General features: G+C 42.9%; 19 protein-coding genes. 10 read left to right on the top strand and 9 right to left on the bottom strand.

The genetic code is table 11. The annotated features are described in order from the left end of the window. Positions 1-4: 4 nt before the first annotated feature. The 8 genes from ACMH5P_RS04650 to ACMH5P_RS04685 all read left to right on the top strand — a co-directional run bounded on the left by ACMH5P_RS04650 (position 5) and on the right by ACMH5P_RS04685 (position 9,062). Positions 5-748 carry a hypothetical protein gene (locus ACMH5P_RS04650; RefSeq protein ID WP_459493159.1) on the top strand — a complete coding sequence of 248 codons (744 nt, stop codon included), beginning with the start codon at positions 5-7 and terminating at the stop codon, positions 746-748. Between the two features lie 78 nt (positions 749-826). After that, on the top strand, positions 827-1,855 hold the full coding sequence (locus tag ACMH5P_RS04655; protein ID WP_459493160.1) for an endo-1,4-beta-xylanase: 1,029 nt from the start codon (positions 827-829) through the stop codon (positions 1,853-1,855). Next, positions 1,845-2,042: a hypothetical protein gene (locus ACMH5P_RS04660; protein WP_459493161.1), complete on the top strand. Its 198-nt coding sequence runs from the start codon at positions 1,845-1,847 to the stop codon at positions 2,040-2,042. Before ACMH5P_RS04655 ends, ACMH5P_RS04660 begins: the two co-directional genes overlap by 11 nt. A 5-nt stretch (positions 2,043-2,047) precedes the next feature. Continuing rightward, entirely contained in the window at positions 2,048-3,532 is a 1,485-nt protein-coding gene (locus ACMH5P_RS04665) for a glycoside hydrolase (protein WP_459493163.1), read from the top strand. A 7-nt stretch (positions 3,533-3,539) separates the two neighbouring features. Beyond that, on the top strand, positions 3,540-4,802 hold the full coding sequence (locus ACMH5P_RS04670) for a BaiN/RdsA family NAD(P)/FAD-dependent oxidoreductase (RefSeq protein ID WP_459493164.1): 1,263 nt from the start codon (positions 3,540-3,542) through the stop codon (positions 4,800-4,802). A 63-nt stretch (positions 4,803-4,865) separates the two neighbouring features. Further along, positions 4,866-5,507 (top strand): hypothetical protein, encoded by a 642-nt coding sequence (locus ACMH5P_RS04675; protein ID WP_459493166.1) that lies wholly within the window; start codon positions 4,866-4,868, stop codon positions 5,505-5,507. A 2-nt stretch (positions 5,508-5,509) separates the two neighbouring features. Then, positions 5,510-7,711: a hypothetical protein gene (locus ACMH5P_RS04680; protein ID WP_459493167.1), complete on the top strand. Its 2,202-nt coding sequence runs from the start codon at positions 5,510-5,512 to the stop codon at positions 7,709-7,711. 85 nt (positions 7,712-7,796) lie between these two features. Beyond that, on the top strand, positions 7,797-9,062 hold the full coding sequence (locus ACMH5P_RS04685; protein WP_459493168.1) for a prolyl oligopeptidase family serine peptidase: 1,266 nt from the start codon (positions 7,797-7,799) through the stop codon (positions 9,060-9,062). 36 nt (positions 9,063-9,098) lie between these two features. Here the strand turns inward: ACMH5P_RS04685 and ACMH5P_RS04690 are convergent, their stop codons facing one another. The 3 genes from ACMH5P_RS04690 to ACMH5P_RS04700 are packed head-to-tail and all read right to left on the bottom strand — an operon-like array spanning position 9,099 to position 13,663. Continuing rightward, a complete protein-coding gene (locus ACMH5P_RS04690) occupies positions 9,099-10,325 on the bottom strand; it encodes an aminotransferase class V-fold PLP-dependent enzyme (RefSeq protein ID WP_459493169.1) in 1,227 nt (408 codons plus the stop codon). A 42-nt stretch (positions 10,326-10,367) separates the two neighbouring features. Continuing rightward, positions 10,368-12,020 (bottom strand): FG-GAP-like repeat-containing protein, encoded by a 1,653-nt coding sequence (locus ACMH5P_RS04695; RefSeq protein WP_459493170.1) that lies wholly within the window; start codon positions 12,018-12,020, stop codon positions 10,368-10,370. Beyond that, positions 12,020-13,663 (bottom strand): InlB B-repeat-containing protein, encoded by a 1,644-nt coding sequence (locus tag ACMH5P_RS04700; protein WP_459493171.1) that lies wholly within the window; start codon positions 13,661-13,663, stop codon positions 12,020-12,022. Before ACMH5P_RS04700 ends, ACMH5P_RS04695 begins: the two co-directional genes overlap by 1 nt. 159 nt (positions 13,664-13,822) lie before the next feature. On the opposite strand from ACMH5P_RS04700, the gene ACMH5P_RS04705 reads away from it, so the two are divergent. Beyond that, positions 13,823-15,145 (top strand): hypothetical protein, encoded by a 1,323-nt coding sequence (locus tag ACMH5P_RS04705; RefSeq protein ID WP_459493172.1) that lies wholly within the window; start codon positions 13,823-13,825, stop codon positions 15,143-15,145. Between the two features lie 67 nt (positions 15,146-15,212). After that, the gene (locus tag ACMH5P_RS04710; protein WP_459493173.1) at positions 15,213-15,479 is read left to right on the top strand and encodes a heavy-metal-associated domain-containing protein; all 267 of its coding nucleotides are present in this window, start codon (positions 15,213-15,215) and stop codon (positions 15,477-15,479) included. On the opposite strand, the gene ACMH5P_RS04715 is transcribed toward ACMH5P_RS04710, so the two are convergent. The 6 genes from ACMH5P_RS04715 to ACMH5P_RS04740 form a co-directional block, all read right to left on the bottom strand. Then, positions 15,476-16,117, bottom strand: coding sequence for an alpha/beta family hydrolase (locus ACMH5P_RS04715; protein ID WP_459493174.1), 642 nt, complete (start codon positions 16,115-16,117; stop codon positions 15,476-15,478). The genes ACMH5P_RS04710 and ACMH5P_RS04715 overlap by 4 nt on opposite strands. 205 nt (positions 16,118-16,322) lie before the next feature. Further along, the gene (locus ACMH5P_RS04720; protein WP_459493175.1) at positions 16,323-16,562 is read right to left on the bottom strand and encodes a hypothetical protein; all 240 of its coding nucleotides are present in this window, start codon (positions 16,560-16,562) and stop codon (positions 16,323-16,325) included. A gap of 8 nt (positions 16,563-16,570) precedes the next feature. Then, the gene (locus ACMH5P_RS04725) at positions 16,571-17,986 is read right to left on the bottom strand and encodes a capsule assembly Wzi family protein (protein WP_459493177.1); all 1,416 of its coding nucleotides are present in this window, start codon (positions 17,984-17,986) and stop codon (positions 16,571-16,573) included. Then, on the bottom strand, positions 17,983-18,192 hold the full coding sequence (locus ACMH5P_RS04730; RefSeq protein WP_459493178.1) for a hypothetical protein: 210 nt from the start codon (positions 18,190-18,192) through the stop codon (positions 17,983-17,985). Before ACMH5P_RS04730 ends, ACMH5P_RS04725 begins: the two co-directional genes overlap by 4 nt. Before the next feature lie 18 nt (positions 18,193-18,210). After that, a complete protein-coding gene (locus ACMH5P_RS04735) occupies positions 18,211-19,605 on the bottom strand; it encodes an exopolysaccharide biosynthesis polyprenyl glycosylphosphotransferase (RefSeq protein WP_459493179.1) in 1,395 nt (464 codons plus the stop codon). Continuing rightward, positions 19,595-20,356, bottom strand: a complete 762-nt coding sequence (locus ACMH5P_RS04740) for a tyrosine-protein phosphatase (RefSeq protein ID WP_459493180.1) — start codon at positions 20,354-20,356, stop codon at positions 19,595-19,597. The genes ACMH5P_RS04735 and ACMH5P_RS04740 overlap by 11 nt, the downstream gene beginning before the upstream one ends. Positions 20,357-20,656: the final 300 nt, after the last annotated feature.

Below are 20,656 nucleotides of genomic sequence, written 5' to 3' on the forward strand. Positions count from 1 at the left end.
CACCATGGAAGTACATCACCCACACCACGCTCCCAAAACATGGAAGGAATACGCATCTGAATTCCTAATGCTCTTTCTAGCCGTCACACTTGGATTTTTTGTAGAGAACTATCGAGAACATTTTATTGAACGCCAGCGGGAAAAAGAATTTCTCCAATTGATCGTTAAGGATCTGCGAATGGACAAGCAAATGGTCGACTCCAATTTATATTACCGAAATATTCGAGCCAAAATTTGCCGACAATTCGCAACGAGTTATCAAAATGATGAATACAAGAAGGATACAGGTCCTTTTTATTACAATGGACGACGATTACATGTTCGTTATCTTTTTGAGCGAACAGATGCCGGGTTTCAATTGATGCGAAATGCAGGTGGGCTTCGACTCATTCATAATCCCGAGATCATTCAAGCTATCCAACATTATGAAAACTCGATTGCTGCCATCGAAAAATTCCAAGAAGGCGAAATGAATTACCTCCGAGAATATACAAAAGCCAATGCCGAAATATTTGATGTGAACGTATTAATGAAATATGCTGGAGGAAATGTAAGTAATTATCAATCAAACCTGATGCCCCGGCAAAACCCACCCTTAATGAGCGAAGAACCTCAAAAATTAAACATCATGATGTCTCATTTTTTCTCCATGGATAAAAGCAATTATGTCGTCATGTACTTTGAAGAGAAACTCAAAAAAGAGGGCCAAAATTTAATTGATATCATTGAACAAGAAGTTAAAGAATAGCAAATTGTTATCTCAAAAGCCGACACAGACTTTCAAGCTTTTTCCCAATTATCTCTATCTTGCGGAAAGACCTATGCTATGAAAAACATCCTGCTTGCCCTTAGCTTGTTCATGACCCTAATTTCCAGGGGACAAGAACAATATTTAAAAGACCAAATCCATTTTCCCTTGGGGGCATCGTTGAATCCACGCTTATTGGAGAATATGCCCAACTACCGTTCTCGAGCGATTAGCGAATTCAATTCCGTGACCGCCGAGAATCACATGAAAATGATGATGGTTCATCCGGAACAAAATCGATTCAATTTTTCGAAGGGGGATGAAATCGTCAACTATGCAATGGCAAACAAAAAAAGAGTTCATGGCCACACGCTTGTTTGGCATAATCAGGTGCCGACTTGGATGAAGGAATTCCAAGGAGACGCGCAGGCCTGGGAAGCAATGCTCAAAAACCATGTTCAGGAAGTGGCTAAACATTACAAGGGTAAAGTAGCCGGATGGGATGTTGTGAATGAATCCTTCTTGGATGATGGAAGTTTACGTCCCTCGATTTGGGCGGAGCATATTCCGGATTACATCGCGAAGAGTTTTCAATGGGCGCATGAAGCCGACCCCGATGCCGTTCTCTTTTACAATGATTATGGGCAAGATGGCAAGCCGAAAAAAATGCAGGCTATTCTAGACATGGTCAAGGATTTAAAAGCGCGAAACATTCCGATTCATGGGCTTGGCTTACAAATGCATATCAACATCGATTCAAAGGACGAGGAACTCCAAAAGGTCATCAAACAATCGGTCGCGACAGGTCTGAAGATCCATTTTTCCGAACTGGACATCGCGGTGAACCCGAAAAATCAAGCGGAATTTGTTTATGATGAAACGGCGAAAAAAGCGCAAATCGCTAAATTTAATCTCCTGTTTAAGACTTATCAACAAATACCAAGTTCCCAACAATATGGAATCACGTTTTGGAATGTGGGCGACCAAGACACTTGGTTGCGAGGATATTTCAAGAGACCCAAAGAATATCCGCTGCTTTTCGATGAAAATTATCAGCGAAAAGGGGCTTATGATGAACTTCTAAAAGCAATCAAACATGTCAACTAAATCAACAAAACGCTGGATCATTCAAGCAGTATCCGGCTTGTTATTAACGGGAAGCGGACTTTCCATGGCCATCGATGCGGGTATTAGCAAATCGCAAGGCGGCGAATGGTTTTGGTATGGAACGGGAGCCTTGGTGGTCTTTCAGGCAGGACTCTGCTTGGTGATTGATTCAACCCGTTTTCGATAAACCTGGTGAAAATTCTGACTTGTTTTTTTGTGTTTGTGACGCTGAACGCCTTGGGCCAAAGCATTACATTCAATTCCAATAAGACCTACCAAACGATGCATAGTTTTGGGGCGTCCGACTGTTGGTCCATAGCCATAGTCGGCAAATACTACCCCGAAAGCAAAAAGCAACAAATCGCCGAATGGCTATTTAACCTGGATACGGATAATAAAGGAAATCCGAAAGGAATTGGATTATCGCTGTGGCGTTTCAACATCGGAGCGGGGAGTTCTGAACAAGGCGAAAAAAGTAAAATCAAATCGGAATGGCGACGGGCGGAAAGTTTTATTACCGAGAGCGGGTATGACTGGAATAAGCAGATCGGACAGCAATGGTTTTTGAAGGCGGCTAAAAAATACGGAGTTCCCTATACCTTGGGGTTCTTGAATTCCTCGCCGGTGCAAATGACGAGCAATGGGCTCGCCTTTGGTAGTGGAAAATTGGCCGACTGGAATTTCAACAAAGCAAAAATCGATGACTGGACATCGTTTGTTGCTACGGTATCCAAGCATTTTCAATTCGATTACATCAGTCCATTTAATGAACCCCAATGGGATTGGGGACCAGGAAAATCAGGCGAGGCTTCACAGGAAGGTACTCCGATCAACAATTCGGATCTGGCCTGGGCGACAAGAAAATTGGCCGAAAAAATAGGCAACACCAAAATCGTGATACCCGAAGCAGGGCAATTGAACTATTTGACCGATTCAAAAAGCAATCGCCCAAATCAAGACAATCAGTTCGAAAACTTCTTTGGAAAAGAGGCACCCGACTACCTGGGGGATGTAAAAGAAGTAGCTCCCATCATCAGTGGTCATAGTTATTTTACCACCTCACCCGAAAACCGATTGGTTGAAACTCGCAAAAGCGTGGCTGAAAAAGCCCGTGAAACAGGCGTCGACTTTTGGCAATCGGAATACTGTATCTTGGGCGATAATGCAGGAGAAATCAATGGCAATGGCGTAGACTTAGGCATGAAGACCGCTCTTTACATAGCCAAGGTCATCCATGCGGATCTGACGCTTGCCCAGGCGACATCCTGGAGCTGGTGGTTGGCCGTCAGTGCCAACGACTACAAGGACGGATTAATTTACACCTTCAATGGCACGAATAAAGGTGAAAATGATGGCAATAAATTCGATGCAGATCTTCATGATTCGAAAACGCTGTGGGCCCTGGGAAATTATGCCCGCTTTATACGTCCGGGTATGAAAAGAATCGACGTAAATTTAAATCGAGCAAACACTTACATTTCCGGATTTAAAGATGATAGGTCGATCGTGTTCGTCATCGTGAATACCGGAGAGGAATTTCAAATTAACACAAGCTTCAATAACGCCAAGACCTATACGACGAGCGAGGATAAAAATTTGACTTATGCAAACATTAAAAATGGGCGTATACGGATTCCTAAATCTTCTGTTGTCACTCTAATCATTCCTTCAAAATAATATAATTTTGCCGCAAGCCTCCGTATCTTGCAGTTCATTAGCACACATTACCTTGAATATCACCATCATCGGTGGGGGTGCAGCCGGATTTTTTGCTGCCCTCTCCGCCAAAGAACATTTTCCCCAAGCACAGGTTTGCATCTTGGAAAAGACAAGCAAATTCCTGGGTAAAGTGAAGATTTCCGGTGGCGGACGCTGTAATGTCACCAATGCGACCTTTAACAACCGTATCTTATCCGAAAGATATCCGCGTGGTGAAAAATTCCTTCGGAAAGCCTTCGAACAATTCGATGCCCAATCCACCGTAAATTGGTTTGAATCGCGCGGCGTTGCCCTGAAAACCTATCCAGATCATTGCATCTTTCCGCTTTCCAACGAGTCCCAAAGCATCATCGATTGCTTCCTACAAGAAGCCCGAAAATTGAATATTGAACTGCTGACTAACCACAGTGTCGAGCAAATCCGACAAACCAAAACAGGATTCGAAATCAACACCAATCAAGGGATCAAAAAAGCGGATCGCATCATTATCACCGTGGGGGGCCAACCGAAATCGACCTGGTTTGCAGGCATTGAATCTTTTGGTTTGAATATCATTCCACCCGTCCCGTCCCTTTTTACCTTCAATATGCCAAAGGAACCCATCAAAGCCCTCATGGGTTTAGTGGTGGAAAAGGCGCGCGTACGCATCGAAGGACAAAAGCTGATAGGCATCGGCCCACTCCTCATCACCCATTGGGGCATGAGTGGTCCGGCCATTCTTCAATTGTCCGCCTGGGGAGCCCGAATCTTGGCTGAAAAAGAATATACGGGGGCAGTACTCGTCAATTGGCTTGATGAGATGAAGGAAGAGTCTCTCCGACTTCAATTCAGCGAAATCCAAAAGGCACATGGTGCTAAAATGCTCCAAAATCACAACCCCTTTCCAATGCCCAGTCGATTGTGGATGTATTTGTTGGAGAAAAATGGCATCCAACCCGACCTTCGTTGGGTCGATTTAGTAGGCAAAAACGCCAATAAACTCATTAATACGCTCATCAACGACCGATACGAAGTACAAGGCAAAACCACCTTCAAAGAGGAATTTGTCACAGCGGGCGGAATCGACCTTGCGGAAATTGATGTCAACACGATGCAAAGTAAAAAAGTCTCAGGACTTTATTTTGCCGGCGAAGTGCTTGATATCGATGGGATAACCGGAGGATTTAATTTTCAGGCGGCATGGACAACCGGATACATTGCCGGAAAATCATCGGGTAGAGAGGCCTAGGGCACAAATAAATTTTGTATCTTCGTTAAACGTTATAACACATTCATGCGGATACTTTTCCTAATGCTCGCTTGCCTTATTGTTAATCAAGCGAATGCGCAAGAATTGGTATTTGAAGTCGGCGGAAACGCCACCCAATACCAATACCAAAATCTCAACGGCGTCATCGTCGATTACCTCAAACCCAGCACCGGTCTCCACGTCCAACTGAAACGCGAAAACGTACTTTGGAAGATCTCCAATTTGCTTGGTCACACCGAAAAAGACGACAATCCGCTCTTCATCCCCAAAATTAAATATGCATTCGGATTTACTTACAATCAATATAATTCCGTGGGTACGACGCAAGGTTTAGCACTCAATTATCAAACCGACCACATCGGTATGATCGGTGAAATTGGCCCTGAAATACCGATCAACCAAGCCGTATCCCTCGACATTAAAGGTATCGTATCGGTAGCTAAAATGTGGAACGGAAATCAATTGATTGATAATCAATACATGACCTTGGACGAGCAACCTCAATTCACTAAAATCCGTATTTACTCCGGATATTCCATCGCCTTGGTCCATCACCTGAGCAAGTTCGTTAGTGGTTTTGTGAAATTTCAATCCCTTAGCTCGGTCAAAGAGCCCGATTATCCGGTTAATCACCTGCGTTATTTACCAAACACTTTTTCATTAGGCGTTAAAATCAACCCATAAGCATGTCATCGAATTTACGCATCATCGCATTCATCCTTTTGGCATTTACGGGTGTCGCCCAAACCAAAAGCCTCAATTATCAAGCCGTCATCATCAATCCCAACCCCTTGGATGTTCCTGGAAATTCGGTTTCGAATCTTCCCTATGGTTCCGGAGATGTTTGCATCAAGTTTAGTTTACTAAGCAAAACGGACCAATTGGAATACCAAGAGGTGCAATGTACCAAGACGGATGCCTATGGCTTAGTCAATCTAAACATTGGAGCAGGTAGCAAAATCCCGACGGCCCCGGCAAAATATAACACCTTTGATGCGGTCATTTGGGATGCCAATGCCAAAAAACTCAAGGTCGACGTGAGTTTTGACCAAGGAAAAACCTTCGTAACCGCAAGCACACAAAGCCTGACCTATTCGGCTTATGCCTTGTACGCGGAAAACGTAGATTACCAAAATGTTCGCTCGGCACCCACCAAACTATCTCAATTTACGGACGATATTCAGGTAGCCAAAATCAAGGATTTGGACCCCCTAAAGGCCGATATCACCAAAAACAAGCAGGATATTCAAGGCATCTTGACGACGAATTCCCAGACGACTTCCCAAGTGGCCATCATCAATCAGTCGATCACCGACATCAATACGCTAAACGACATCCAAAATCGCCGTTTAGACCAATTAACCACACAAGGAAGCGAATTCAATACGACGATTTCAAACATTCCATTTGTCTACGAACGATTCCAAAACAAATCTCCAGACACCCGTTTGGGCGGCGCGAATTCATCCGATGCCGCATATCCGAGTCAACGTGCTGTTAAAGCCTACGTAGATGCTCAAACAACCCCGGAGGCATCCACGGTACAATTAGGTAAAGTTAGATTAGCCGGTGATTTGTCGGGAGGCGCCAACGCCCCCACCGTACCCGGATTATTGTTGAAAGAAAATACGGCCAACAAAAGTGCTGCGGCCAATTTAGGCGCCGCTAATACAAGCGATGTTTTGTTTCCCACACAGAAGGCTGTTAAGACGTATGTCGACGCCCAAACAACCCCCGAAGCGACGACCTTAATTCAAGGGAAGGTTCAACTGGCCGGTGATTTGGCGGGGACTGCCTCCGCGCCAACGGTTCCAGGATTGATCTTAAAGGAGAATGTGGCCAACAAATCGACGGCGGTCAACTTAGGTGCTAGCGCACCCAGCGATGAATTGTATCCGACACAAAAAGCGGTGAAGACCTACATCGATGCACAAACTACCCCTGAGGCAACTACGCTTATCCAAGGGAAAATCCAACTAGCAGGCGATTTATCGGGGACCTCCACGGCACCCACCGTACCCAAATTGGACTTAAAAGAAAACATTGCCAATCGGAGCACGGCCATCACCCTGGGCGGGGTGGCTGCGAGTGATACCCTTTACCCTACACAGCGGGCGGTTAAAACTTACATCGATGCGCAAACAACTCCGAATGCCACAACGGTCCAATTGGGTCGTATTCAATTAGCCGGCGATTTAACAGGTACAGCAACCAGCCCACGGATTGCCGCCAATGCGATTCGATCAAGCGCCATCGCGGACAGTTCAATCACAACGGCTAAGATTTTAGATGCGAATGTGACGGATGCCAAAATCGCCTCCTTACAAGCATCCAAATTGACAGGCAATATTGCCGTGGCCAATGGAGGAACGGGCGTGAGCAGCATTACCGGTTTAATCCGCGGAAACGGAACAGGAGCCTTTGGAACTGCGGCGTACGGCAGCTTCTTTGATTTAAGCAATCAAATCGCCGTGGCAGCCGATTCGGCCACAGCCATGACATTGAGCAATACCGATTTCTCTTCCAATGTCTCCGTGCAAAATAATTCGCAATTAAGATTTACGAATGCCGGCGTTTACAACATTCAATTCTCCGCTCAAATCGATCGGAGTTCAGGAACAGCCGCGCAATCGGTGAAAATTTGGCTACGCAAAAATGGACAGGATGTACCCGCTTCGGCAACAAACCTGATTATTTCCGGGGGAGTAAATACAGCCGCGTTTGTAGCTTCTTGGAATTTCTTCCAAAACCTGGCAGCGGGAGATGAAGTCCAACTCATGTGGAGCGTCAGCAACCCACAGGTTTACCTGGCGTTCTCACCGGCGACCACATCCCCTTCCCGACCAGCCGTTCCCTCGCTGATCGTCACGGTCAATCAAGTCTTTTAATTTAAGCCCGCGAATCGCGGGCTTTTTTTTGATTAATCTGTATTAAATACTATCATTGTTGGTCTTTACCTAAATCTAAACAACAATGAAAAAAATTACCTTATGCCTCCTATTTTCCCTGATAGGATTATTCGCCTATGCCAAACCCACAGGTACCTACAAAATGGTCGTTGAGGGTTTCGATTGGGGTGCCGGCGTCAACAAAGTCATCCTGCAATTATCAGACACAACGTCTAAAGTAAACCCATCCGAATTTCAGGTATTCGCATCTCGAAAATCATCCTTGGGTGCGATCAATGACGATCAGAATAAACGCGAAATTGTGACAGCATACATTTCCGATGAACAAGGAAATCGCGTTAAGACAGGCAAAAACATCACGCTCGTTTTAGCCGTAGGACCTCAAATGCCACTCTCCTCCCCGATTCAATATTTCCGTGGCAAAGGAAATGTTTGGGTAGATTATTCCATGACGGTCTTGCATCCGAAAAGCCAACAAATTTGGGATACCCCGACGGGCAAAATCATGCCTTTGGTGGACCAATTCGATTTGACCAAGAAGTTCACCTACAATGAAAAATTAACCATGTCCTACGCGACCTTTAGCCCGAAAGTGGCGAAAGAAAAGGCACCCTTAATCATCTGGTTGCACGGCGGAGGTGAAGGGGGAACAGACCCAATCATCCCGCTTTTGGGAAACAAGGCGGCAAATTATGCCTCTCCGGCAATACAGGCCTTATTTGATGGGGCCTATGTGTTATCCCCTCAATGTCCAGGTGCCTGGATGCACAATACGCAAGGCGTAGGCACGCAAGGAAAAGATAATGACATCTACAACGAAGGTTTGATGGCCTTGATTAAGGACTATGTGAAATCCAACCCACAAATCGACCCGACTCGTATTTATGTTGGCGGCTGCTCAAACGGAGGTTACATGGCCTTGAAATTGATTTTATTATACCCGGATTACTTCGCAGCGGGATACATCAGCGCCTTAGCGTATCGTTCTGAATACATTGCGGATGCGGATTTACAGAAAATCAAACATGTACCCATCTGGTTTGTGCATGCAAAGGACGACATGACAACGATCCCAGATTTGACCGTGGTGCCGGTATTTAATCGCCTTCGTGGCATGGGAGCAAAAAATGTTCACTTCACCTATTACGATCATGTGAATGACATCACCAATTTTTATGGAGGGTCAGGATTCCAATACAATGGACACTGGTCTTGGGTTTATTTGCATGAGAATCTACCGCGCACGGATCTGGATGGATCCGCAGTTCGAATCAACGGCAAACCGGTCAGCATCATGGAATGGATGGCCGCCCAAAAGAAAGGGAAATAATCAATTCAAAGGCAGTTCGAAAGAGCTGCCTTTTTATTAGGCCAAAGCCTTCAGCGCACGAACCAATTGGTCTAATTCCGCGGTACTTGTGAAGACATTGGGTGTGATCCGGCAACCATGTACGTCATTGCCATCAATCGCTACCGTGTAAATCTTAAATTCTTCTAAGAGGCGTTTGGCGAGTTCGGCGGGTTTTAGTCGGCCGACACCCACATTCGCAATAGCTCCATGTCTTGCGGGATCTGCGGGGGTATTCACTGAAATACCTGGGAGATGACGGACTTGACGGGTCCAATACTGCTGTAAATAACGCAGTCGGGCCTCCTTGCGCGCAGGTCCTACTTGGCGGTAAAAATCAACGGCATCCTTCACGGCTAAATGGGCGTGTACAGGATTGGTTCCGAGGTGATTGAGGCGTTCGATGCCTTTTGCGGCTTGTTCGTTTTCGGCAAAGACGGGCCAAATTTTCGAGACATGTTCGGGTTTGATGTACAACATACCGACGCCCAGCGGAACGGCCAACCATTTATGAAGGCTTGCCCCGTAATAATCACAATGTAGATCGGGCAGATTGAATTCTATATGTGCCACGGCATGGGCCCCGTCCACCATGACCTCCACGCCTTTCGCATGGGCCATATCGCAAATCTTTCGGATGGGAAGGATTTGGCCTGTCACATTGACCATGTGACAAACCATGAGCAATTTGGTTTTGGGCGTGATTGCTGATGCGTATAGGTCAACAATCTCTTCGTCATTTTTGGGATGTAAAGGAAGGGAAATCTTTTTAAGCACAATGGCTTGTCGGCGAGCCACCTGCGCAAACATATCCTGCATGGCACCATAATCCTGAATCGCAAAAACCGCTTCGTCCCCGGCTTGCCAAGGATATCCACCGATAATCATGTCGAGGGACTCTGTGGTATTTCGAGTTAATATAAGGTCATCCGGTGAACAATGAACGATATCGGCCACGAGTTTAGACATGGCTTTGCGGTCCGGAAATTGGGTGGTGCGCATGTAATAGGCACCTTGGTAATTGATTTCGCGAATGTGATTTAGGTGCTTCTCGAGCGTTTCCTCGGGAAGAATGTTGTAATAGCCATTTTCCAAATTAATGTAATCCGGTTTCAAGCGATAGGCTTTTCGAACCTGGGCCCAAAACGCCTCGTCATCCGCCGCTGCAGGTTGTGCGAGTAGTTGGGCCAAGGAAGGCATAAGCCCGAGGCCGAGGGATGATTTGAGGAATTGGCGTTTGTTCATGGTCAAAAGAATTTAAAAAGATTTAAATAATCAAGACCTTAACTATTTAATTAACTTTCCAGCATTGTTCTTCTCCCAAAAAATAGCCGAATTCTTATTATTGGGAGATCCATAAGATGTCCCTTTATCTGGATGGACGATATCGATTAAACCATTCCGATTAATATCGCCAACAACAATACTTGGGATGTTACGACCGACCGAACTTGTATAGACATTTACTAAGTCGGAAGTCACATCTTTATAAGCATTTTTATCCCCTGATAAAATTTGCAGGTAATAGCCCATATAGAATTGTGGACCATTTCCAGAACTATCTCCTGTACGCAATAAAATAAGCTCGTCCTTAGAATCTTGATTTAAATCAATCATACCGATATCAAGCGTTAAATCCCAACCTTTCAGTTCGGGTAAGGCCAATGAACGATTTTTGTCAAAGTTTTTTCCATTTCCCCAATAGATTCGATTTGCGTCAATAAAGCCCCTTAGGTCGGCATAAGTATTCTGTCCACCTACAACCAAATCCAAAAAGCCATCTTTATCAACGTCCAACATTTCACATGAAATAATCGCCTTCACAGGGGAGGTAAAGATTTCTAACGAGCGAATAAAATTTGCCTTCCCATCATTGATTAAAAAAGAACAATCTGCAGGTAAAAATATATCCAAGTCCCCATCGCGATCAAAATCTCCTGAACATGCGCCATGATAAAAGTTTTTAGGAAATTGGGTAAGAATTTGAAAGTTAAACTTTCCTTGCTTGTCACTCAGCGCGATACTGAGGTATTCGCCGGGCCAACCGCCTACGGGCATAGGACCATATTCAGATCCCGAATCTGCAAAAAACACATCAGGAATTTGATCACCATTAAAATCACCAATCAACGTTTTTATAATTGAATCAGTCCCAGTATTCGATAAAACTACATCTCGATTTAGTTTAAAGGAATTACTCGAAGGGTCAAATAAATACATTTCAATCGGTATTCGTTGATTTCGATTAATCCCAGGCGCCATGACAACATCCAAATACCCGTCAACATTAAAATCAGCCATAGCTACGCCACCCAAATAGGATTTACCCCCAGGTGACATTACATCGACTTGATTTTGCTTGGGAATTTCATAGTAATCAAGCCATTGAGTATTTCGTCTTAATTCATATGAGGGTTTCAGGTAATCAAAAGGAATTGGTTTGAATTGAGCCGTTAAATTCAACGGTTTATTTATAATGATTTCCAAAGGGTTAATTTTACTCGTATTATCCCCTTTCCAATTTCCAAATATCCAACCTTCACTTGACTGTGCCGTCAAACGAACCGATGTTCCCGACGGATATTGCGCCTGACTTGCCATGGCGACCACCTCTTCCTTCACTGTCCCATTTCCTTCAATCGTCAGGTTCAAGGGATATTGTCTTTTCTCAAAAACGCCCGTGACTTGCTTGTCGGCATCCATCAATAGGCTCGTGGGATTCGTCGTTCCACTCAGGGCCCCTAGCCAATTTTTGAAAACATATTCACCGTTTGGCGTGGCAGTCAAAGAAACCTGCTGGCCATGTTCAAAGGAATTACTGGGGGGCGTAACGCTACCCCCATTCAAGGGACTTGCATCCGTGCTGAGTTTGTGCGTGAGGATTTCTTTGGTACAGGAGAATAAGCAAATAGAGAGGCTCGTTAGAATGATTTTCTTCATTAGTATTTCAAATAAAAATCCTTATTTATTTTAAAGCCCTTTTTGGTATTCTCCCACCAAAAATAAGCCCCATTAACACCATTTAATTGACTTTTTCGATAGGTAGGATAAAACAAATCCACATCACCATCTTTGTCAACATCCCCAGTCCAAACCTGCAATTCCCCAATTAGCTTTTTATCAATTTCGATGTAGTTAGGACGGTATTCAAATTGCTTACCTGTATTTTCAAAATACTCCTGCAAATAATACCAGGGAGAATTCGGTTTCACTTCACAGCTTCCAACGATAAGGTCTTTGTCTCCATCACCATCCCCATCAACCATGGCAATACGCTCCACTGAAATGATATCACCGGTCATGTAAATATATTTTTTAAGCGTTTTACCTACGACAGGGAAATTTGACACACCCTTGCTATTCATAACACTGAGCGTTTGGGACATATCTTTTGAAGTGTAATTTCCATTCTCATCAATTTGATTGATATACAAATTGACATAATCTAACAAACCGTCGCCATCAAAATCCAATTTATTTGAAACGGATTGATTAAACAGAGGAGGGCCTAATTTGCGTCTCTCAAAACGATTATTTCCCAGATTTTTTAGGTAATCGCCATGATTATAATCTGATAAAAGCACATCTTGTTTCCCGTCGAAATCCCAATCAAAAAGAGAAATATTAAATGATAAAGGCTTATTGGGCTCATCTAATATTTCAATCACATCAAATTGAAACTTACCTTTTGACAATAATAGGTAGATATTATTCCCAATGTAATTTGCCTTACTTCCCGGTGCCCCTGGTTGGCCCGTCCACCACTCGCCCATGTAAGATAGTCCAAAATCATAAAATCCATCATTATTCAAATCCTGATAATCGACCATGATATGTTGCAAAGAATCTCTAGCGGCAGGTTTGAAAGCTTTTAGATCAAATGAAAATATACTTGTACCCGTATAATCTTTTATCTCAAAAATTGATGGGAGGATAGACTTCTCAGAAACACGACGATAGGAAACAATATCAGGAATTTGATCATTATTGAAATCATAGGGAGCATTCTTACCGGCTGCATGATCGTTCCAATTCAAATTTGGAAACAAATCAGTATTTATGGCAGGAATTAAAGGCTTATCCATAAACTTAGCCACCAATGAAAAGGGTTTGGAAACTAAAATAGTTAACACCGAATCTGTCCCCGTTTTATCCCCCTTCCACTCACTAAAAATTGAACCTGGGTTCGCCCTGCCTGTCAATTTAACCGTAGTCCCAGACGGATATTGCGCCTGATTGGCCACGGCAATCACCTCTTCCTTCACCGTTCCATTTCCTTCAATCGTCAGGTTTAAGGGGTATTGTCTTTTCTCAAAAACGCCCGTGACTTGCTTGTCGGCATCCATCAACAGGCTCGTCGGATTCGTTGTTCCACTTAGCGATCCCTGCCAATTTTTGAAAACATATTCACCGTTTGGCGTGGCATTCAAAGAAACTTGTTGGCCATGCTCAAATGAATTACTTGGGGGCGTAACGCTACCCCCGTTCAAGGGACTTGCATCCGTGCTGAGTTTGTGGGTAAGGATTTCTTTGGTGCAAGCACTCAGCCAAAAGCCTATAAAAAGGTAAAAAACTTTTTTCATAAATGAGAAAAGAGAAGATTTATATAAACTAAAGTTAGCCTCTCGTGACGAAATAGCTTGATAAAAAAATGTTATTCGCGTTATTTCAAGAAATTCATCCTACGGGTTTGAGTTGTTTCTTAATCATATTTTCTATTTTTGTTCCATTAATTATTTTACGTGAAAACATACTTTCAGCGCATCCTACTTTTTTGCTTATTGGGAATTTATTCCTCTGGTTTTGCACTTGAACACGTAATCAACTGGCTACCTCCTCATCAAAATTTACGCCAACGAATCAATTTAGATACAAGACAATTTGAGCAGGAAGTAAGCTCTGACGCTTGGGCAATGATTCGTCCGATATTGATCGATGAGCAAGATTTTACCACATTGGTAGCCAAACCCAATCATGCAGATTATTTTTTCATCTCAAAAAATACGATCCGCTTAGTCATTCAGGGAACAGGGCTGGTATATGATTTTGACACCCAGACTGCCACGCTCAAACGCGTAGACCGCACATTGCACAGTGGATACAATTTTGGTGCGATACGCTTTATCCGTAAAAACACCTTGTATTCCATCGGTGGAGAGGGGTTTTGGTCCTACAATAAGCACATCACTTATTTCGACGAGAAGGTTAGTAAAGAATGGGAATTACTCCGACCTAAAAATCTAGGCCCCGAAATGATATCGTCAGGTTTTTTGGGATACTCAGCCTCCGAGGATGCATTTTATTCGGGCGGATCCATACATAAAAACTTTTTAGAGGACGAAAAACTAAGTTACCCACGGGAAATTCAACGCTTTAATTTCGCCACCAAATCTTGGGAAATTTTGGGAAATATTTCATCCGCCCTACCGCTGAAGGAGCATCGAGCCATCTTCTGGAATGGGACTCATTTTGTTCATTTAGCACGTGATCGTGCCTACATCATTGATCCTAAAAAAAATGAAGTCTATCTGTATAAAGATAATTCCACTTACTTCGAATCGAGTGGGGATCATTTTGTCAGCGGCGATACGATCAAATACTTTCACTTTGCCCACCGAGGACCACTCTCTGTTATACCCGTTAATGAACTACTGAAAAAGTCCACCTACATGGGGCGATTTTACGAGCCCGACTACAGTCCTTATTACCTAGGCGGAGCTGGACTGTTGATTTTATTTGGGATTATTTTTTGGGTATATACGAGAAAACGAAAGATTGAGCCTAGCTTCGACGAATTAGAACGCAAATTACTCAAGGCATTGGTCGAATCGGGGGATAATTATATTCCGACCAACGAACTCAATGAAATCTTAGATTGCGCCAATAAATCACAAGAGAATCAGCGTCGCATTCGTTTCGTGACCATTAAACAGGTCAATGAGAAGTTGGCCTTCTACTACAATATCAAAAACGCGATTGAACGTACCGCTTCGACAGAAGACAAGCGCCTGATTACCTACCGCCTAAAAAAAGGAGTCAAGGAGAAAATCAAAGCAATTTTATAAGGTGACTTAGGTCATAGAATCCCCTTCATGAAGTAGCTATCTTTGAATACACTAATCAAAGAACACCATGGAAACGCTCGAAATTTTCGTTGAAAACATCAAATGTGGTGGCTGCATGAGCGGCATCAAAAAGGCCTTATTGGAATTCAAAGGGGTCAAGTCGGTCGAAATCACGCTCGAAGAGGAAAAAATTCTTATCCAGGGAGAACATTTAGACCGAGCTAGTTACATCAAGAAAATGGACAGCATGGGTTATCCGGAGAAAGGGAATAACACCCTTTTCAAGGAGGCTAAATCCTATGTGAGTTGTGCGATTGGGAAAGTTAGCAGCTAAATGGTATATTTTTCAATGCGGGAAGTAAATACGAGCCAGTCTGAGACGGATAACCTAAAATCGTGGTTGGTTTCAAAATAATCAACATGAATCTTCTCAGACATGGGAATTTGCATGATTTGAGGGCCACTACCGTATTCGTCTGAGACACCTTGAAAGATATACATAGGCGTTTGAAACTGAGCCAAATGCCTAAACCGAAAACGTTGCTCCCCATAAATCGGATGAATAAATGGATATCCGATAGCGAAAATGGCTTTTATGGGTATTTTCTGAGCGACATAGGTGGCCACAATGGCGCCTGCAGATCTTCCCACGATATACACTTCATGATTCTCTGGATTCATTTTGTTTAAACGTTGGATTATTCTTTTGGCTCGCACGTAAATGGTAAACGGAGTAATGAATCGCTGAAAGCGTGTGATTAGGATTCTTTTGCTATGATTAATCCCTAAATTCAGAATTTTTCCAAGACTTGATTGGGGTATATGTTGACTCTGATCACCCAATCCATTGAATTCAATTTCATGGATAACTTGAAAACCTTTTTCATTCAAAAAAGAAATAAAATTCAGTAGAAAATCAACATCTGCCGAAAGATTTTCGCGACCACAAATGAGAAATACTTTTTGCTTCATCTTAAAAAACCCTCTTCGAAAATCGAAGAGGGTTTAGACAATCCTAGTTCTATAATACCTTCGATGTCTACTGAATAGACTTAAGTTTATTACACCCAAAAATACAGATAAGAATACATGCCATTCTTTCAAATTAGTTATAACATATAAAAATCCACCCGAAAAATTCAGGTGGGTTTAGACAATCAGAATTCTACTACTCTCTTTACTTATATTTATGGTAAGTCATAGGCACATCCTGCCAAATTTCTGCGACCATTTCAATAAATTTTCCGGATAAATCGAATCGTAAGTCAATGATCGTTTGCTCCCCTTCAAATCGAAGCACCTCACTATTTTCATTTTGACTGATTACCTGATATTTATATCCTTCTAATTTCAATATCAATTCCGATTTTGAATACTGACTAAACTTTCCCAAATAAGCAATTTTGCTGTAACTCATACCTTAGTTTAATTGATGATATATTTTAGACTAACTAACAATCCGACACTACCTTCCAGCTGGTCTCCTTGGTCATAGGCAAACTCAAATCCATAGTTAATTGCCTCACTCCTCCTGTGGTTTACGCGTAAACTGTAGGAGCGCTGACGAAAAGTTGGAACAGGAGTTCTGGATGGACGTAAATGCGTGGCACTAGCATGTGAGGCACGCAATAGCCAATCCGTATCTTCATTTATATGTCCACGAATTCCTAGATAAAGCGTATTTACCGCATTATAAGTAAATTTAGTCCCACCTTGCATTGTCTTTGAATCGCGCATGATTAAGGGAGTACCCATTTCATCATCCTTGTACCACCATCCTGTCGATCTTGCTGCATTATACATGTACTCAATTCTTTCTCCATAATGGGAATCAATGGTATTAAAGAATTTGGCAATCCATGAACGATATAATCCCTGATTACCCGTGTAAAGGTGTTCCACTAATACCCCTTCAATTAAATGATTACCATTCACCCGAACTGATAGCCCCGTTAATCCATCATCCGCCGGCGTCAAATTAAAAACAGCCCCTTGTTCATAAGCGGTTTGCTTATAGACTAAAATATGCCCCCAAGAAGTACGATATCGGGCCGCTAAATCGATCGAGCCTAAATGATTCCCATACTGATTTTCAGTATCATCAGAACTTGTATTGGGGTCCACCTCAACCCAATTCCGATTTTTCAACACCGTCACAACATAGAAATAGGCATTTAAACTACTTGGATATACATTAATCGCGCGTTTTGTTGTAAGTGGAACAATCCGATTGCCTCCCCATTGTACCTGGTGATTAAGTCCTCCAAATAAATTAATACGGGAATCTGGCCGACCAATTCGCCCATATAAACTCTTCTGATGTAACATGACATTTTCTAGGGGGCCCGTGTTGTCAAACCAGCCATGAGAATAAGTCATACTTAGGCCTATCCATTTATGAAATATATTTATGTAGCCAGGGGTACCAAATTGAACCTTGGGTATGGGAATGGCATTCCCAGACCAGGCATAAAATCCTGAGCTAAGCGTTGTATCGCCCAGGCCATAGACTTCCTTTTTTCTTCCGGCCCATAACTCCCAATTCCCGCGTCGCCCACTAACAAAGGCCTCCGTCAACATGACCGTATTTTGTTGGCCACCCCAAGCGTTCAGCTCCAAGCCATATTTCCAATCGTATTTTTTTTGCAGTTGATAATTCCGAAACATTTTGACGCCCAACCCTATACCCGGGTTTTCCATCGGTACAGAACCGTATTTCAAGCTTCGCATCCAAAAGGGTGTTTGCTTCGAATCAGATGCTAGAACTTTCGCTTCTAGTTCAATGTGTGCGGTGGTATCCATACCCAGCACCAAACAGTGTAACCAGACCAATAACATCATAATTCTAGGGTCGTTTTGGAAGGATTTTTTTGGCTAAGCTCCTCCGAAATCTGTGAACTTAATAATTGATTCAGTTGCTCCAAACGCATAATTTGATTGGCTTGTACCTGATTGCGTTTATTGAGTGTGTACAATTCCTTGATTAATAAAAAGGCCGTAAACGAGAAGCCGGCCAAGAGACCCGAGGCAAAATAAATGAACATCATAATGAATCAATAAATTATTTAATAGGCATTTTCATCCCCCACGATGAGGAAATAAATCGTCAGAAAACAGATTTTCAAATCATAGACAAGGTCCCAATTTTCAATATATTCGGTATCCTTGTGAATTCGTGATTGTAAGATTTCTACACCGTTAACTTCTCCTCTTAACCCACTTATTTGAGCCAAACCCGTAATCCCTGGTTTAACAAAGTGGCGAAATGTAAAACCCTCTACGAGTTTTTGATAGGTTGTCGAATGGTAAATCATATGCGGCCGAGGCCCGACAATACTCATATCCCCCAAGAGGACATTGATAAACTGAGGAAATTCATCCAAACTCGTCTTACGAATAAATGAACCGATTGGCGTGAGGCGCTGATCATCCTTCACAGCTTGTCGGCGATCACTGTCTGTATTGACCCGCATACTACGAAACTTGTAGCACCAGAATACCTGGTTACCTCGGCCGGTTCTTTTCTGTTTGAAAATCACGGGGCCCGGGCTCTGCCAGCGGATCAAAATCGCTAATATGGGGTATAGCCAGGACAAAACAAGGACGATAACCAACAGACTAAATAGGACATCAAAGCCTCGTTTGATCAGTCGGTTTACCATATTATCCAATGGATTCTTTCGATGCGAAATAAATCGAAAATCCTTCTCTCGATGGATGGGATAGCGCCACTGACGGGAATCTCGTGCAGAGGGAACGATGTGCAGCCTGACAAATTTCTTCTCTGCCTCATGAAAGATGTAATTTAAATCGTGAATGTAATGCGAGGGTACGCAAATAAATAATTCACGAATATTGGTCTCGTAGGCATAATCAATCGCACGCAATACCTGTATGTATACTGGCAATTCTAAATCTGAATGGCTCAATACCTTATCCTGTTCAATGATCCCGGCAAATTTTTGGCCGTGGTATTGCATTTCAAATTTTGAGGCCAACTGTATTGCCTCCAAACTCATTCCAAAAATCCCGATGCGATTAAAATGATTCGCCTTGTTTTCAATGTAATAGTCGATTCGAATCAGGAGCAATCGGACAAAAAACAAGAAAAAAAGAAGGAGTCCGATTTTTATAAATATCACCTCTTCAAAGAAAAAATGTCCCGTATTCATTTTCAAAATACAGGCAACAATGAACTGTTGAATAAGAATAGCACGCCAGGTTTGACGCAAAAGTACATCCAAAGTATACTGCATGTACGACCGATAAACACCTAAATAAATAGCAACACAAACCCAAATACTTCCATTGATCCAGATATTGTGGTGATCTAAAAAGCGTAGGCCTGGCTGCGGATAAATTCGTTGGAAATAATCGACCAACTGATACGTCAAGGCAAAACAGCCTAAATCTGCCAAAAGAAGTAAAATACTGCCTAAAAAACGTTGATTAGCCTTCATGATTTGCCGAAGCAAAAACTGTATTATTTTGAAATGGATATTCCGCGATCAATTTGGAAAGTACTGGATCCGCCGCCATGGCTTGCAAACCACGAATGTGATTCGCATGATGCGCATCCGAGCCTGCAAAATCATACAAACCCTCTCGTAAATAGAAATGCGCAAGTTTCGCTACCTCTTTGCCATAATAGCCACTGAGAGAGAGCAAATTCAATTGAAAATATAAACCCGTCCCACGAAAACGCTCCAACATAACACCCGGTTTGATGTAGGCATAGCGTTCCGGATGAGCCAAAATGGGCAAATAGCCAGCCTTCCGCATCGCGAAGATGGAATCATGCCAATGCAGCGGGAGATCCATGTAAGGCAGCTCGACCAACACATATTTCTTCTGTCCAGGATTGGGCAAACAAATCAAGCCCTTGGTAATTTGTCGGTCAAAATAATCGTCCATCATGTATTCCGCCGCAAATCCTTTGATCAATTGGTTTTCCGCCCAAGGAGCTTTTGTCACCTGTGAATAGGCATCTGAAATCGTTTCTTGGGTATTCAGATAAATGCCCGCCGCGATGTGAGGTGTGGCAATGACCTCCTGGAAACCCAAGGAATTTAAGCCTTGTAGCAGGAACTGACTTTGATCCAGATCTGCAGCACCATCATCGATGCTCGGTAGGACGTGGTTGTGTATGTCAACTCGCAATCCCCAAGGAGCCGCGGCTTGAAGGGTCTGTTTTTTAAACCAAGAAAACATGTCTATTCAATTTAATGGATTCCTGTTAAGAAGGACTTCAGAAACAAGGCAATAAAGCGTGAATTCGTAAGCAAGTAGCGTTTCCATAAGCGATTAGGTTCTTTCGAAACGAGATAAAAGTATTCATGTATAGCTCCCCCCTTTCACCTTCGCGTCGATTATTGTGAATTGCCAATAACTCCTAATATTGAAACTTGAATACTTCATTATACATGAACTAATCGGATTCCTAGAACTAATACTACAAAGAGTAAATAACCATGTAACACATTTACAATTAAAAAGTCGCATAAATAAATT

It is taken from the genome of Aquirufa sp. 5-AUSEE-100C1, assembly GCF_054558655.1.

Coding starts and splice junctions, on each gene's coding strand:
- ACMH5P_RS04650 (WP_459493159.1), top strand. CDS start 5: ATGGAAGTACATCACCCACACCACGCTCCCAAAACATGGAAGGAATAC.
- ACMH5P_RS04655 (WP_459493160.1), top strand. CDS start 827: ATGAAAAACATCCTGCTTGCCCTTAGCTTGTTCATGACCCTAATTTCC.
- ACMH5P_RS04660 (WP_459493161.1), top strand. CDS start 1,845: ATGTCAACTAAATCAACAAAACGCTGGATCATTCAAGCAGTATCCGGC.
- ACMH5P_RS04675 (WP_459493166.1), top strand. CDS start 4,866: ATGCTCGCTTGCCTTATTGTTAATCAAGCGAATGCGCAAGAATTGGTA.
- ACMH5P_RS04680 (WP_459493167.1), top strand. CDS start 5,510: ATGTCATCGAATTTACGCATCATCGCATTCATCCTTTTGGCATTTACG.
- ACMH5P_RS04685 (WP_459493168.1), top strand. CDS start 7,797: ATGAAAAAAATTACCTTATGCCTCCTATTTTCCCTGATAGGATTATTC.
- ACMH5P_RS04690 (WP_459493169.1), bottom strand. CDS start 10,325: ATGAACAAACGCCAATTCCTCAAATCATCCCTCGGCCTCGGGCTTATG.
- ACMH5P_RS04695 (WP_459493170.1), bottom strand. CDS start 12,020: ATGAAGAAAATCATTCTAACGAGCCTCTCTATTTGCTTATTCTCCTGT.
- ACMH5P_RS04700 (WP_459493171.1), bottom strand. CDS start 13,663: ATGAAAAAAGTTTTTTACCTTTTTATAGGCTTTTGGCTGAGTGCTTGC.
- ACMH5P_RS04710 (WP_459493173.1), top strand. CDS start 15,213: ATGGAAACGCTCGAAATTTTCGTTGAAAACATCAAATGTGGTGGCTGC.
- ACMH5P_RS04715 (WP_459493174.1), bottom strand. CDS start 16,117: ATGAAGCAAAAAGTATTTCTCATTTGTGGTCGCGAAAATCTTTCGGCA.
- ACMH5P_RS04720 (WP_459493175.1), bottom strand. CDS start 16,562: ATGAGTTACAGCAAAATTGCTTATTTGGGAAAGTTTAGTCAGTATTCA.
- ACMH5P_RS04725 (WP_459493177.1), bottom strand. CDS start 17,986: ATGATGTTATTGGTCTGGTTACACTGTTTGGTGCTGGGTATGGATACC.
- ACMH5P_RS04730 (WP_459493178.1), bottom strand. CDS start 18,192: ATGATGTTCATTTATTTTGCCTCGGGTCTCTTGGCCGGCTTCTCGTTT.
- ACMH5P_RS04735 (WP_459493179.1), bottom strand. CDS start 19,605: ATGAAGGCTAATCAACGTTTTTTAGGCAGTATTTTACTTCTTTTGGCA.
- ACMH5P_RS04740 (WP_459493180.1), bottom strand. CDS start 20,356: ATGTTTTCTTGGTTTAAAAAACAGACCCTTCAAGCCGCGGCTCCTTGG.